This is a genomic window from Bacillus sp. SDLI1 (assembly GCF_001553895.1).
Lineage (GTDB): Bacteria > Bacillota > Bacilli > Bacillales > Bacillaceae > Bacillus > Bacillus siamensis.
Map to the genome: position 1 here is coordinate 377,631 of NZ_CP013950.1, position 15,260 is coordinate 392,890.

At 39.6% G+C, this 15,260-nt stretch carries 10 protein-coding genes; 4 read left to right on the forward strand and 6 right to left on the reverse strand.

All coding sequences use genetic code 11. From position 1 onward, the window contains the following. Nucleotides 1–66: 66 nt before the first annotated feature. Nucleotides 67–252, reverse strand: coding sequence for a hypothetical protein (locus AUL54_RS01800; RefSeq protein ID WP_060962708.1), 186 nt, complete (start codon nucleotides 250–252; stop codon nucleotides 67–69). Between the two features lie 542 nt (nucleotides 253–794). Between AUL54_RS01800 and AUL54_RS20375 the strand changes: the two genes are divergently transcribed. Then, nucleotides 795–890 (forward strand): YjcZ family sporulation protein, encoded by a 96-nt coding sequence (locus AUL54_RS20375; protein WP_082761592.1) that lies wholly within the window; start codon nucleotides 795–797, stop codon nucleotides 888–890. Nucleotides 891–1,188: 298 nt separating this feature from the next. On the opposite strand, the gene ppsA is transcribed toward AUL54_RS20375, so the two are convergent. The 3 genes from ppsA to xylA form a co-directional block, all read right to left on the reverse strand. Beyond that, nucleotides 1,189–3,786 (reverse strand): phosphoenolpyruvate synthase, encoded by a 2,598-nt coding sequence (ppsA, locus tag AUL54_RS01805; RefSeq protein ID WP_060962709.1) that lies wholly within the window; start codon nucleotides 3,784–3,786, stop codon nucleotides 1,189–1,191. A gap of 375 nt (nucleotides 3,787–4,161) precedes the next feature. After that, the gene (xylB, locus tag AUL54_RS01810; protein ID WP_060962710.1) at nucleotides 4,162–5,664 is read right to left on the reverse strand and encodes a xylulokinase; all 1,503 of its coding nucleotides are present in this window, start codon (nucleotides 5,662–5,664) and stop codon (nucleotides 4,162–4,164) included. 115 nt (nucleotides 5,665–5,779) lie between these two features. Beyond that, complete coding sequence (gene xylA / locus AUL54_RS01815; RefSeq protein ID WP_060962711.1) at nucleotides 5,780–7,117, reverse strand: xylose isomerase; 1,338 nt, start codon at nucleotides 7,115–7,117, stop codon at nucleotides 5,780–5,782. A 240-nt stretch (nucleotides 7,118–7,357) separates the two neighbouring features. On the opposite strand from xylA, the gene xylR reads away from it, so the two are divergent. Beyond that, the gene (gene xylR, locus AUL54_RS01820; protein ID WP_060962712.1) at nucleotides 7,358–8,512 is read left to right on the forward strand and encodes a transcriptional repressor XylR; all 1,155 of its coding nucleotides are present in this window, start codon (nucleotides 7,358–7,360) and stop codon (nucleotides 8,510–8,512) included. Nucleotides 8,513–8,589: 77 nt separating this feature from the next. On the opposite strand, the gene xynB is transcribed toward xylR, so the two are convergent. Both xynB and AUL54_RS01830 read right to left on the reverse strand, forming a co-directional pair. Next, entirely contained in the window at nucleotides 8,590–10,191 is a 1,602-nt protein-coding gene (gene xynB, locus AUL54_RS01825) for a xylan 1,4-beta-xylosidase (RefSeq protein WP_060962713.1), read from the reverse strand. Between the two features lie 42 nt (nucleotides 10,192–10,233). Beyond that, on the reverse strand, nucleotides 10,234–11,625 hold the full coding sequence (locus AUL54_RS01830; RefSeq protein ID WP_060962714.1) for an MFS transporter: 1,392 nt from the start codon (nucleotides 11,623–11,625) through the stop codon (nucleotides 10,234–10,236). Between the two features lie 576 nt (nucleotides 11,626–12,201). Between AUL54_RS01830 and AUL54_RS01835 the strand changes: the two genes are divergently transcribed. Next, nucleotides 12,202–13,296, forward strand: a complete 1,095-nt coding sequence (locus tag AUL54_RS01835; protein WP_060962715.1) for an L-dopachrome tautomerase-related protein — start codon at nucleotides 12,202–12,204, stop codon at nucleotides 13,294–13,296. 901 nt (nucleotides 13,297–14,197) lie between these two features. Next, nucleotides 14,198–15,118, forward strand: coding sequence for an SIR2 family protein (locus AUL54_RS01840; RefSeq protein WP_060962716.1), 921 nt, complete (start codon nucleotides 14,198–14,200; stop codon nucleotides 15,116–15,118). Nucleotides 15,119–15,260 lie beyond the last annotated feature (142 nt).

Below are 15,260 nucleotides of genomic sequence, written 5' to 3' on the forward strand. Positions count from 1 at the left end.
CTAATTTGAATTGAACGATATATATCATGAGGAAACCTGCCAGAGTTTCCTCATGACACTGACGATCTACTCACTACACTTTTTACAGTAAACCTTATCAGCGAATTTACTTAACACTCTGTCCATTCTCCCCACAGGCATCATCTTCTCACTCGGAAGGGTAATATGAGCTGTCAGCCCATCACCGGATTTTAATGTTTTCCCGCAGATGGAGCATTTTAACTCTATATTAAAGAAATCTTTTAATCCCATTCAGAAGCCCCCTTATTTATCTTTATAAAAGTAATACGTTACTGCTTTATAAAAGTTTCAGGATAAAGCTTTACTCATGACCGGGGAAGTTACTTCGTTCCGTTTGATCTGTGCCCGCTCCACAGGTTAGTCATGATTGGCTACCAGCATCACCTTACCCTGTGTCCAATCTTGTTCGTTCACTTTTTAATGCGTTCTCTTCCAAAATGAAATGTTAACCAAAAAGGAAAATACCTGTTATTTGTCGTATACTGCGCTTGCCCGGGAAATGATGAATCATTCTTTCTTGATTATTTCTCCTTATCTAATTCATTTCGTGCGAGGTTAACTCTGCTTTCATCGTGAAGTAAAACGGCATATCCTAAAGGTTCTTACTCTCAACTAAACATGCGTGTGAAGCCTAAGGAGAACCGAAAATGATATTTCATTCATCAGCCCTTCATTTAGACAAAAACTTCATTTTTTCTCCTTTAGACTAAAATCCATGTCGAAATTTATCGTTCGGCATAGTATATACTATCCTAACAAGAGGAGGTGGCAATATGAGAAACTACGGTGGCAATTATGGCGGAAGCACTTTCGTCTTGATCGTTGTGCTTTTCATTTTGTTAATCATTGTAGGTGCTGCTTTCCTTTAATAGCACATTGACGAACCATATTCGTCTCCCAAGAAAATTGCATCTCACAGTTCGGACAGACGCCATAAGATCTTTTTATGGCGTTTTCACTTTTGGAAAGAAGACCATAAAGTAAATATTTCATTTTTACTCTAAAGGTTTTTTATAGAATGCGGATTTCACATATTAATTCATTTTCACATAAAAAAAGCCGGACTCCACCTTTAAGAGGTTCCGGCTTTTCTTATTGTTCGACCCTTATTATTATCATTGGTACAAATGCGGGAAATACTTGATGTCCCGCTGCACACACCCGCTATTATAATATTTCAATACAGCCTTCTGTTCCGTGTACGCGGATTCGTTGCCCATCTTTTATCAATTGGGTTGCATTTTCAACTCCAACAACTGCAGGTAAACCGTATTCACGCGCTATAACCGCTCCATGGGTCATCAGTCCGCCAACTTCAGTGACCAAGCCTTTTATGGATACAAACAATGGTGTCCAGCTAGGATCGGTAAACGAAGTAACTAATATATCTCCTTCTTCCAAATTGGCATCTTTCATGTTTAAAATAACACGTGCCCGCCCCTCTATGACTCCCGAGGAAACAGGCAGCCCTGCAATCGCTCCGGCCGGGAGATTGTCTCGTTTGTACTCGCCTGTAACGATTTCGCCGTCAGACGTGATAACACGCGGCGGAGATAGTTTTTCATATACTTTGTACTCGTCTTTTCGTGTGCTGATGATTTGGTAATCCAATATATTTGTGCGTACGACTTCTTGAAGTTCTTCAAAAGTGAGATAGTATATGTCTTCTTTTTCATGAATAATACCCGCTTCGGCGAGTTGTTCGGCTTCTTTCAGTAAAGCCTGCTTATAAACGAAATAGCGACTGACCATGCCGTATTTTGGATATTCCCTGAACCCGCTGAAGTTCCGGATGATGCGGATCATTCGTTCGGTTTCTTTGGCTTTTTGTTCACCATCCGGTAATTGCTTCAAACGATCTAATAACTCTTGTTCTTTCTTCAACGCCTCCTGCCGCCCTTGCTCAAATTTCCGCTTGCTGGCATTTGGCTCAAAGTTTTTGAGATTATTAAGAATCATAGGGACAAGTGCAGTTGGTTTTTCGCTCCATCGAGTTCTTGTCATATCAATTTCTCCGGCACATCGCATTCCGTACTTGTTGAGGAAAGCATAGATGGCGTCATGGATTTCCTGTCCGCCTTCAAATTTCACCAGCTCATCCAAAAAGGAATCATCTTTTACATCCTCTAAATAAGCAATTATTTCTGGATAAGGACGGATCACATCGGCGACGTCCAATAGCGCAAGCCCCATTTCTGAAGTAATATTATGGGGTACAGATTGAGAAAGCGTGTCTGCTGCGTTTTTTTCACCTAACCACTCGTTCATTTTTTCGTTAATCCATGATGAAGCATCCATTGCAGTTCGAATCAATACCGAACTTTTTGGGTTAAATAAAATCTTCTTTAATTCCTGGATATCATCCAAAATAAAACGAAATAAATCAGATCCTGATTTCGTCTGGATGTTTTGTTTTAAAGCTTCTATCGATGTTTCACTGCTCTTAATCAAATCAGAAACAATTGCCGGATCGTTTTCAGTTTGATCCGGCATATCGGCATTGCCTTTTCCGGGAATCGGTGCCGTTTTATCAGGTATCGGCTTAATAAAATCACGTCGCTCTATTATGGTCATAAGTGCGTCTTTTAAGAGCGGATCGTGCTGCCCCATGCCTTTTAAGAAAACTTCTCTGACTTTAGGGGATGCCAGATGATGTGTGACATCAACAAATAGCCTACCGCCGGCTTTACACATGGGTGCAGAAGTCGTCAACAGAAAAAAAGACAATCCAAGGGGTTTTATAGGATCCGTCATCATTTGTTGATGACCAACAGAGATATAGACGTGATTTTCTTGGTCGTTCGCTTCAGGAACGGGGTATAACGTTGTGATCGGACGACTCTGGACAATATAAAAAGTATCGCGGTCCAAACACCATTCGATATCTTGCGGCTGGCCGAAATGAGCTTCGATCTGCCTCCCGATACGTGCCAGCTGTAAAATTTGTTCATCAGTCAGTGTTTGAATCTTTTGCTGATGAAGATCAATCTCTTGTGTTTCCGTCCCGCCTTCTTTTCGTCCATAGACAGCCTTTTTTTTAGTTTCTATTCTCTTATCGACGATTTGCCCGTCCTGTACTTTATAACAATCGGCGGATACTAAGCCAGAGACCAGTGCTTCACCAAGTCCAAAACCGGCATCAATGGATAGCAGCTTTCGGTTTCCGGTCACCGGATCAGCGGTAAATAAGATCCCCGAAGCCTGAGGGAAAACCATCCTTTGGATGATAACGGATAAATAAACTTGGCTGTGATCAAATCCATTTTGCATACGGTAAATGACCGCGCGATCAGTAAATAGGGACGCCCAACATTTACTGATATGCTGCAAGATTGCATCGACACCGGTAATATTTAAATAGGTGTCTTGCTGACCGGCAAAAGAGGCGTGCGGTAAATCTTCAGCAGTCGCACTAGAACGCACGGCATAGGCATGTTCTTCGCCATACCGGGAGAGATAGCAAGCAACTGCTTTAACTACATCGGAAGGAATTTCTGCTTCCATAATGGTTTGCCGAATTTCCCTGCTGATTTTACCGATTTGATCCCGATTCTCCACTTTCAGCATGGTCAGTTGATCCAACAGCGCTTGTAACGTTTCGTTTTGTTCAATGGCTTTTTGATATCCTGCTGTTGTGACACAAAATCCTTCCGGTACTTGTATTTCTTGAATTTTTGATAATTCCCCTAAATGCAACCCTTTTCCTCCAACGAGCAAAGGCTGTGTTTTTTCAATTTCGCGAATACCAAGAACCAAAGAACTCATTCTATATCTCCCCTTCAAAAAAATTGACAAGAGCTTTTCAGTATGATATAATCATAATATAAGATGGATAACTATGACTTTTCACACAAAAAGCACACATGATCTGATTATATCACCGTGTCTGTTTTTGTGCAATATAAAAAGAACCTGGCCAAATTTGGCGGGGTTCTTTTTTAATTTTCTAAGGAACTCCTGAAGTTGAATGATATCTGTGAATCCATTGCAAAAAGGTATCCCCACGGAGTCAGAATGATTATCAGTTTCCTCCGATAAATGACATTATTTATAAGCAGCTTTGCCATCAAAGCTTTTTAGCATTTAATTGTTCTGTCATTGATCTCCCGGCAAAAACACTCTCTTGACGAACCGCACTTATCATTCATTTTCCCGAAAACTCTTCAAAGCTGTACTGAGATCCTTTGTATGAGTGTAAATGTTCTTATACAAATCGAATAGTGTTTTATATTTTTGAACATTTTGTTCTTTCGGATAGAATACAGCAGTCTCACGTATAAATTGCTCTGCACACTCTTCAAGAGATTCAAACCACCCGCTCCCGAAAGCAGCTAACATAGCAGCTCCCATGGCCGGACCTTGTTCGTTTTCTAACTTAATCACCCGCGTATTGAAAATATCAGCTTGCATTTGAAGCCACGTTTCATTTTTAGCTCCCCCGCCAATAGAGACAACAGAATCAACTGATTTTCCCGCTTCGCGGAATAGCTCAATTGATTCATTCAAAGAGAATGTGATGCCTTCCATTACCGCCCTCATAAAATGCTCTCTTTTATGGGACGCATCCATTCCGATCAAGCTTCCCCGAATAGATGAATCAGCATGCGGCGTTCTTTCACCAACCAAATAAGGAGTATACAGCAGTCCATTTGCTCCTATCGGAATAGCTTCCACCCCATCCAATAATTGTTCAAACGATTCGTTTGGCGCAAACGTTCTTTTGAACCAGTCTAAGCTGTATCCAGCAGCGAGCGTGACTCCCATCGTATAAAAAGAATCCTTTTTTCCATGATTAAAAAAGTGCACTTTCCCTTTAAAGTCTCTTTCTTTGTCTTCTTCACAGGAAAGTATGACCCCTGACGTCCCAATACTGCATAATGTTTTTCCGGATGAAAGAATACCGGCTCCAATTGCACCGCAAGCATTATCCGTTCCCCCGGCGTACACTTTTGTTTTTTCCATCAGCCCTGTCTCCGCCGCGACGTTCGGAAGCAGCGATCCTACACAATCATGTGATTCAACAAGCGGAGGACAAATATCTGCAGAAATACCAAATTGATTGCAAATCTCATCGCTCCACTCCTTGCGGATAATATGCAAAAGTAACGTTCCCGCCGCATCGGAGTATTCAGTGTGAATGGCACCGGTCATACGGAATCTCACATAGTCTTTCGGAAGCAAAAAAACAGCAGTTTTTTTAAAAAGTTCAGGCTCATGTTCCTTCACCCATAACATTTTAGGCAATGTAAACCCTTCCAGGACACGGTTTTTTGTGATATCAAGCAGATGATCGCCAAATGTCTCGGTCATTCTCATACATTGAGGAGTCGTTCGGGTATCATTCCAAAGAATCGCATGACGCAGCACCTGTTGATCTTGGTCAAGCAGGACTAACCCATGCATTTGTCCTGAATAGCTTATCCCGTCTATATCTTCGGCTTGAACGCCGGATTCAGAAACCAAATCAGCCAATGCATCAATTGTTTGCTGCACCCAGTCTTCGGGATTTTGCTCACTATACCCCGCCTTCTCTTGAATAAGCGGATATCTTTTAGACGTTTCTGCACAAACCTTGCCGTTTTGATTGACTAAAATGGTTTTAACGGCGCTCGTTCCAAGATCTATTCCAATGACATACTTCATTTTTTCACTCCTTTCCCTCTCAATAGATCCCCATTGAAACTTCCCGCCAGAACGGGAAGTTCCGGGGCAACTCGGATTTCCCTGCTAAAACTTTTTAGCGGATCAAGCTTCTTTGTTATACCTCTAAAATGTATTGGTTCAATATCGCTCTTAACCGCTCCTGTCTCCCTGATTCATTTTTAATTGGCTGATTGTTTAGCGCATATTGCTCAAGTGTCTTAAAATCAGCTCTTCCTTCTGCAATGTCAAGACCGATCCCTTCGGTAAAGCTGCGATAACGATGCTGAATCACATCTTCAAACACACGGTCTTCGATTAATTTGTGAGCGACTTTCAATCCCCTTGCAAATGCATCCATCCCTGCAACATGGGCATAAAGTAAATCATCAGGCTCAAAAGAAGATCTTCTGACCTTTGCGTCAAAGTTTAATCCGCCGCTTCCAAGGCCGCCATTTTGCAGGATTTCGTACATGGCTAATGTCGCAGAATATAAATCTGTCGGAAATTCATCTGTGTCCCAGCCTAAAAGCGGATCACCTTGGTTCGCATCAACAGATCCAAGAAGGCCATGCACTCTCGCCATACGTAATTCATGTTCGAATGTATGCCCGGCTAATGTGGCATGATTGGCTTCGAGATTTAATTTAAAATGGCTGTCTAAGCCATATTGCTTCAAAAAGGCAATGGTTGTTGACGCATCTGTATCGTATTGATGAGTGGTCGGCTCTTTCGGTTTTGGTTCAATCAAAAATTGCCCCGTATACCCGATTTCCTTCGCATAATCCACTGCCATATGCATGAATCTGGCCAAATTATCAAGCTCAAATTTTAAATCCGTATTTAACAATGTTTCGTATCCTTCACGTCCGCCCCAAAACACATAGTTTTCGGCGCCAAGCTCTTTTGCTGTCTCCAGCCCTTTTTTTACTTGTGCTGCTGCATACGCAAACACATCTGCATTGCAAGAAGTCGCGGCACCATGGACGAAACGGGGATTCGTGAACATGTTTGCAGTATTCCATAATAGCTTCACGCCGCTCGTTCTCATGTACTCTTTCATCATGCTCACGATAATATCTAAATTTTGATTTGTCTCTTTTAACGTACTTCCTTCCGGTGCGATATCCCGGTCATGGAAAGCAAAAAATGGCGCATCCAGTTTTTCAAACATCTCAAATGCTGCTTCTACCCTCGCTCTCGCCAGATCCATGCCTTTATAACGATCCCACGGTCTTTGCATCGTAGCTGCTCCAAACATGTCTGTACCGTCAGCGGTAAATGTATGCCAATAAGCAATAGAAAACCGCAGGTGCTCTTTCATTGTCTTTCCGCCGATTACTTCTTGAGGATTATAATATTTAAATGCTAAAGGATTCGTGGAATCTTTCCCTTCATAAATCACTTTGTTTACGCTTTCAAAATAGCCGGCTGTACCGGAATGAGACTGAGCCATGACATTTCCCCCTTAAAAATAAATTCAAGCGCATTTTAAGTCACATTGCATATTAGTTTGTTGCCTAAACAAACTAACTTATTTTCATCTTATATAACCTCATCAGTATTTTCAATATTTTTTTTAGTTTTTAACGAATACATTAGATATAATAAGGTTGGATTCGCTATGTGTGACGCTTCGCATGATAACACAGAAAACTCAACTTAATTTAAAGATTATACAAATGGAGTGGATGAAGTGGATATCGCTGATCAAGCCTTTGTCAAAAAAGTAAACCAAAAGTTATTATTAAAAGAAATACTTAAGAATTCACCTATTTCAAGAGCAAAATTATCTGAAATGACCGGATTAAATAAATCAACCGTTTCATCCCAGGTAAACACATTAATGAAAGAACACCTTGTATTTGAAATCGGTCAGGGACAATCAAGCGGCGGCAGAAGACCTGTCATGCTTGTTTTTAATAAAAAAGCAGGATACTCCGTAGGAATAGATGTCGGGGTGGATTATATTAACGGCATTTTAACAGACCTTGAGGGGACAATTGTTCTTGATCAACATCACCATTTGGAATGTAATTCCCCTGAAATAACGAAAGATATTTTAATTGAGATGATTCATCACTTTATTGCGAATATGCCGCAATCTCCGTACGGGCTTATTGGTATAGGCATATGCGTTCCCGGATTAATTGATAAAAATCAAAAAATTGTTTTCACTCCGAACTCCAACTGGAGAGATATTGACTTAAAATCTTTCATAAAAGAGAAGTTCAATGTGCCTGTTTTTATTGAAAATGAGGCGAATGCCGGCGCTTATGGAGAAAAAGTATTTGGTGCTGCAAAAAATCACGATAACATGATTTATGCAAGTATCGGTACCGGGATAGGAATCGGCGTTATTATCAACAATGATTTATATAGAGGGGTTGGCGGATTCTCTGGTGAAATGGGACATATGACAATAGACTTTAATGGTCCGAAATGCAGCTGCGGAAATCGAGGCTGCTGGGAATTGTATGCTTCAGAGAAGGCTTTATTAAAATCTCTTCAGACGAAAGAAAAAAAAGTGTCCAATCAAGATATCATAGACCACGCCCATCTGAATGATGTTGAAACTTTACGTGCATTACAGAATTTTGGCTTCTATTTAGGGATAGGCCTGACCAATATTTTGAATACATTCAATCCGCAAGCCATCATTTTAAGAAACAGCATCATTGAATCGCATCCTATGGTTTTAAATTCAATCAGAAGCGAGGTGTCGTCCCGGGTTTATTCCCAATTAGGCAATAGTTATGAATTATTACCATCTGTTTTAGGAAAAAATGCATCGGCATTGGGAATGTCCTCTATTGTAATTGATCATTTTCTTGATATGGTTAATCATTAAGTTTTACGCTGTTTTTTCACATAGGACACGATATGAAAAAGGAGTTCTAAAATAGAAGCTCCTTTTTCCTGTGCACATTATTTTTCTTTATAACGAAAATATCTGAAGTCAGCCGGAATGTGGTGACCGCTGGTATCTTGGCACTGCATTCCTACAAAAGCTCCTGTAAAGAATCCTCCTCCGCGGATGTAATCATCTGATAATTTTTTCGATTCTAAGGTAATGTCAATTTTATGCCAGTCTTCTTTGTTAAACGAATAGAAATAATAATATTTTTCCTTTTCGATATTCACTTTTAAATAGACATACTTTACTTCACGGGGAATCACAATTTTATTTTTTAATGGCTGTGAAAAAGAAAAGTTATCACATATTGTTAATTCAAGAATACGGCCGAGTTCTTCATCATGCGTGACTTGAAGAGCCGTCCAGTTCTCTGTATTGTAATAATTCACCAGACCAGCGGCTTGCTGAAAATTCTCCGGATAAAACATAACAGCTGTTTCCGCTTCAAAATGGAGACTTTGCCAGCGTCTGGCTACAAATGCCTGAGTAAATGCCGAGGTTAATGATTCATGGCCGTATAATCGCAAATGATTTGGCACTTGAGTCAATGAGCCTAATTCTTTCGTGAACGGAATCCTTAACGTTTGAAAATTAATATTTAATGTTGAGTTCTCGAATTCATCAACTTCCGGGTACGTTGCTTCAAATATGGTTTCAGGTATAGAAGGCGCTTCCACCTCCAAACTTCCCTCTTTTCCGCCAGCTACATAAGGCCATTCATCTTTCCAATAGAGTTTTTGAATAGCTGTTTCTCTGCCCAAAGGACAATAACCTCGCTGCTGAAAAATTGAATCATCGTCCGGATGAATAGGACGCCCCGTTAAATGAGCTAAATACCACTCACCTGTATGTGTTTGAACGATGGATGCATGCCCGCATTTTTGCAGCGGATTTTCTGGATCATGCCATGACGTTAAAATAGGATTATCAGGATGAACTTCATATGGCCCCTCAATATTTGCAGAACGGGCAATTGTAGCAGCATGTTCGAACCGCGTTCCTCCTTCTGCGGTTAATAAATAATAATAGTTCCCGATATGATAAAGGTGCGGCGCTTCCGTCAGCTTTCTTTCAGTTCCTTTAAATATCACTTTCGGTTTTCCAATTAATTTTTGCTCCTCATCAGAATATTCCTGCATGACAATTCCTCCGAATGAGTGCCGATCAATACGCTGATCCCATAACATATTTAATAAATATTTTTTTCCATCCGTATCATGGAATAAAGAAGCATCAAATCCCGAGCTATTTAATGTGATCGGCTCCCCCCAATCACCATCAATCGTGTCACAAGTCACTAAATAATTGTGGCAATCTTTCCAGGCGCCATCTACTACTTTAACATCCGTATAGATCAGCCAAAACTTCCCGTCGCTGTAACTTAAACATGGCGCCCAGACCCCGCCTGAATTAGGGTTTCCTTTCATGTCTAATTGCGAAACTCTCTGTAATGGATGTGCAGCTAAGTGCCAATTCACTAAATCTTTTGAGTGGTGTATCTGGACTCCCGGAAACCACTCAAATGTAGATACGGCGATATAATAATCCTCTCCGACCCTGCAAATACTCGGATCGGGATTAAATCCTTTAAGTACCGGATTGATAATCTTCATGCGGCACGCCTCCTCAGCTATTTTCTGTTGATTCATCATATTTTAAGCTTTGAAATCATCAATATGATCCAAATAAACTTTGTCTCTATTCTCTAGTTCTCGAACCATGTTTTTATATTTTTTCTCATCTAAGTTATAGAAATTAATATCAATCATGGCTAAAACCAGTAAGAACACGGGAATAATGGTGGTTGTAATTAAAATTCCCGTCAATGCCTCCGCCGTTTGCACCTGATTTGCCACATATCCAAACTGATCTAAAACCAGCCCCGGTATAACCCCTCCCAAGGCCATGCCGAATTTAAAGAAAAATCCGATAATAGCATATATGAGCCCGCCCATTCTTTTCCCGGTTCTGTATTCTCCATATTCTATTGTTTCAGGAATAAGCGCCCACATATATCCCCCGGCAGTGAGACTTCCGGCAGCAGCAATTAATCGAAAGAAGAGTATGAGGAAAACATTACTTGACGGAACAAACAATAAAGCTAAGAGGCCGATCATATTCAGTAATAATGCGTAGTTTAGTAATTTCTTCTTCCCCAATAGTTGATGAAGCTTTGGAATAAAAGGTAAAATGACAAGAGCGGGCAAACTTCCTAACAAACCGTACCACTTCACTAAATCCGCTCTTTCTAAATTATACGTTACGTAATAGATGCCGACCGAATTACTTATTGAATTCACTCCAAAAATAATAATAAAGAAAATACTCAGTACAACAAGCGGCCGATTAACACGAAATTGCTCAAATATATCCGAAAATTTAATTTTTTCTTCAGATTTTTGAAGAGTGACACGCTCTTTTGTGCTTTTAAAACAAAAGATTAAAAGACACCCGCCTATGAATCCCATAATGGCCATGGTTAGCTGCCAGCCAAGAGATTCGCTGGCTGAAGTATCGCTTAAATAAGCAGCCAGTAAGGGAACAAAAAATGCAACGACAAGTCCCCCAAGATTCGCAAATAACATACGGACAGATGTTATACTAACAACTTCTTGATTATTTCTGGTCATGGCAGAAGTTAACGCGCCATATGGAACGTTTATCGCTGTGTATGTAAGCGACAAGCCGACATATGTTATATAGGCATATATTAATTTCCCCATATCTGAAAAATCGGGGGTTGTAAAACAGAGGATGGCCAGTATGACAAATGGAAAAGCTCCGAATAAAAGATACGGTCTGAAGCGCCCAAACCTGCTATTTGTTCTGTCTACTATTGTTCCGATAAAAGGATCAGCGAGGGCGTCGATGATTCTGACCACTAAAAACATCGTACCGGCGGCTGCTGCCGATAAACCAAATACATCTGTATAGAAGAACAAAAGATAAGTAGACACCGTTGCATAAATTAAATTACATGCAAAATCCCCAGACGCATATCCAACTTTTTCAGCCATGCTGATCTTCTTTACATTTTCACTGAGCATGATTTCCTCCCCTTTTCGATCCTTTCATAAGGAACCAGTATGAAAGGATATAACATGTCTTCAAATTTATTGGGCAGTACGCACTTCATAAAAGCGCTTTCATAAAATAATAGCCGATGACTTTCACAGAGCATTTTCATCAGATAAATGGTGATCAGATGGCTGTAATTTCATCTTATATGCCCGGAAAGGATAAAAGCCCCGTGCTTTCGTTTTTTATATTCTTCTTTCGAGCCCCTTATCCCCCTTCCATCATGCATTTAAATTACGGGTAATTTAATCGGATTTCTTAGTTTGTTGAGCAAACAAACTAACCTGATTTAATCCTATAAAATCTGATCTGCTTTTTCAACTCCTTTTTCAGAAAATTTACAACCGGCCAAGGACATACCATAGTGTAATTGCCAACTGCTTCGACAGACGTATAAGTAAAAATCCCTTGTGCCTGACTGACTTATTAAATGATAAGCACTTCCATCACCTTTACGTTTAGAAAAACGTATTAAGAAACATGCACTAGAAAAAATGCGAATCATATATAAATGATATCCCGTTTAATTGGCTGAGGAGGATATGATGAAACCTATGCTGCCTTTTGAAAAGTATTTCGGTGATTTAGAACTGGTTTATGCATTTTATGGAGCTATGCCTACCGGTGTTACGGTTTCGGAAACTGGTCGTATTTTCATTTGTTTTCCAAAATGGGGAGACGATGTTAAATTTACGGTGGCGGAAATAGTTGGGGATAAATTGCAGCCTTATCCTGATTTACAAACCAATTTGGTTAACCCCGAGACTATCAAAATCACTTTCATCAGTGTCCAAAGTGTAGTTGCTGATGGAAGGGGAACGCTTTGGGTACTAGATACAGCGGCGCCCAATTTTTCTGAACCAATTAAAGGCGGGGCAAAATTAGTCGCTGTTGATTTAAAAACCAATACAATCAGAAGAGTGTATACCTTTACAGAAGATGTTGTCCTGCCAACAACTTATCTGAATGATGTCCGATTTGATTTTCGTGTTGGAACTGCAGGTTATGCCTATATAACGGATTCTTCTTCCAAAGGACCAGGAGCGATTATCGTCGTTGATTTGGAAACCGGAAATGCATGCAGACGGTTAAATGGAGCAAATCCAACTTCACCGGATTCCTATTTTATACCGAAAGTAGAAGGCAAAATTTTGATGAACCGTAACAGGGATGGTTCAACTTCTCCATTTAGGCTGGCATCCGACGGTATTGCGATTTCTCCTGACGGAAAGGTATTATTTTTTTGTCCACTGACCAGCCGCCATTTGTTCTCGATCTCAACAGAAGCCCTGAGAGATAGAAATATACCAGACATGGATTTACTTTATCATGTGGCGTATTGGGGAGAAAAAGGTGCGTCTGATGGAATGATTACAGATGCAAAAGGAGCCGTTTATGCCGGAGATTACGAGAACAATAGTATTCGAAAAATACTGCCGAATGGCACAATGCAAACCATCGCACATGATCCTAGAATTTTATGGCCGGATACTTTTTCGATTGGTCCGGATGAATACTTATACGTCATCGTGAACCAATTACATCGGCAGGCTAGATTTCATTATGGAAAAGACTTACGACAGAAACCTTATAGTTTACTTCGTATAAAAATCGATGAATTACCTGCTCCTTCCTATTGAAAATGAAACATGAAAGAAATCATCTAATATCCTCATTAAATATAAATGATTATTCGAGCCGTTTATAATCGCCCTGTTGACGTATATAAGAAAAAACAGACCTCCCTTGAGCCTCAGAACATGAAGGGTTAGGTCTATCATGAAACCACATCGAGCAAGCCCTTTGATGGGCTGCTTTTATTACAGAGCCGGGGTGATACCAACACCCTGGTCTTTTTATTAAGGGAAAAACACTGTAACCCGTCTGTATTTTACAGTTTGTCACGCTGTTCTTCTTTTTGAATCTGGGACAACAATGAAATTTTCACAGGAAATATTTAGACATAAAAATATAACCATCACTTCCGAGGTGGACTCCCATATCTCAGAGAAACTTGAAAATTCGTCAGTTGATGGTTATGAAGAATATATGAACTCTCTTTTGTCTTAATTTTTTTAATATTTTGCGTGATCAAAACGTGGTCAAGTTGACCACCAACCCTTCAACTATCCCTTATGACCAAAACCAAAAAATCCCCTGACACCAATAGTGCCAAGGGATTGAGGGATTAATACTGAGACATGTATTGTTCGCGCTCCCACGGATGAACCTGTGTGCGGAACATAATTCTCAATTTAAATAAATAATATACAGCACTGAAAATCCTTGAAAACAAAGGATTTTTCAGTGCTTTATTATTTCCCATCAGAAATAGAATCTCTATAATTATCAATTTTTTTTGGTCAAATTTTGGTCATGATTTTGGTCAATAACATGTTTGTGGATAACATGGTTACTACCATCACAAACATAAATATATACTCAAAAGAATGAGCATCAGATATCAAGGTTTAAACCGCCTTAAACCCCTCCAAAATATGTAACTTGTGTTATACTGTAGGAAAAATGCGGAGGATCACTATGGGGAAATTTGGACTTTTAATCGGGAATGGCTTTACAGTTGATTTCGCTAGGGCAAATAAATTGAACTCTTCAAACCCACTAACATGCTTCGATTCTGAAAAAATTAATTATAATGACTTCATAGAACATTTGCCAACTGTTAAAAGTGAGCTGATTGATAATTTTCAAGCAGCAAACCATTATGGTGCTATTAAAGATTATAGAATTAAGTATGAAAATGATACTGGTGCCGAGTGTCAGCTGAGAAGATTTCTTGCAACAATATATTCTAAATTTCAGTTAAGTATTAACTCTATAAGTTTAAATGAATGGAAATGGTTTAATTGGTTCAAGAAAAATAAATTTGATTTATCTTTTGCAATATCATTTAATTATGACTTGTTACTAGAAAGAGTACTCAATGAATCCAATGTGAAATATTACCGTATTGGGACTATTGAAAATAAAAAACGCGTACCTATTTTTAAACCTCACGGCTCAATTGACTTTGATGTGAACCCACAAAAGATTTCAGGATCCAATATTTGGACTACGCCAATTTCGCTAAACGATTGTGGGAGACTCCATATAGTCAAGCAAGATGAATGGATGGAGCCAAGAATACAGGCAGATTTGATCCCTCCTTCATCTATCAGCAATCACCTTCATTTAGATTGGGTAAGGGAAGGGTTTGCAGTGACTGAAAAAAAAGCTAAAGAAGTATCTCATTTTATAATAATAGGTTGTTCATATTGTGAGGTCGATCGGTTAGAAATAGACACTATCTTAAAGATGCTTAAAAAAGGGACAAAAGTCATTATATGCGATCCATCTCCAAGCGACCGTTTGATTAACAAACTCAAAGAGTTAAAGCTTGATTTTGAGGAGATAAATTCTGGAAGTGGATTGCCATGGGAAGGTATAGTGCCGTCAGCCTAAGTCGCAGCTTTTATAACTTTATAGTGGTTAGCAGGTAATCCATAAGCGTTACCTTCACAAAAAACTGTAATAGTTTTAAAATTTTCTCTTTCTTCTAGGGTGACATTTCAATACAGGAATTTAATATAGAAAGGATATGATT

Excerpts from the sequence above, each read along its gene's own strand:
- AUL54_RS01800 (WP_060962708.1), bottom strand. The coding sequence starts at position 252 with ATGGGATTAAAAGATTTCTTTAATATAGAGTTAAAATGCTCCATCTGC.
- AUL54_RS20375 (WP_082761592.1), top strand. The coding sequence starts at position 795 with ATGAGAAACTACGGTGGCAATTATGGCGGAAGCACTTTCGTCTTGATC.
- ppsA (WP_060962709.1), bottom strand. The coding sequence starts at position 3,786 with ATGAGTTCTTTGGTTCTTGGTATTCGCGAAATTGAAAAAACACAGCCT.
- xylB (WP_060962710.1), bottom strand. The coding sequence starts at position 5,664 with ATGAAGTATGTCATTGGAATAGATCTTGGAACGAGCGCCGTTAAAACC.
- xylA (WP_060962711.1), bottom strand. The coding sequence starts at position 7,117 with ATGGCTCAGTCTCATTCCGGTACAGCCGGCTATTTTGAAAGCGTAAAC.
- xynB (WP_060962713.1), bottom strand. The coding sequence starts at position 10,191 with ATGAAGATTATCAATCCGGTACTTAAAGGATTTAATCCCGATCCGAGT.
- AUL54_RS01830 (WP_060962714.1), bottom strand. The coding sequence starts at position 11,625 with ATGCTCAGTGAAAATGTAAAGAAGATCAGCATGGCTGAAAAAGTTGGA.
- AUL54_RS01835 (WP_060962715.1), top strand. The coding sequence starts at position 12,202 with ATGAAACCTATGCTGCCTTTTGAAAAGTATTTCGGTGATTTAGAACTG.
- AUL54_RS01840 (WP_060962716.1), top strand. The coding sequence starts at position 14,198 with ATGGGGAAATTTGGACTTTTAATCGGGAATGGCTTTACAGTTGATTTC.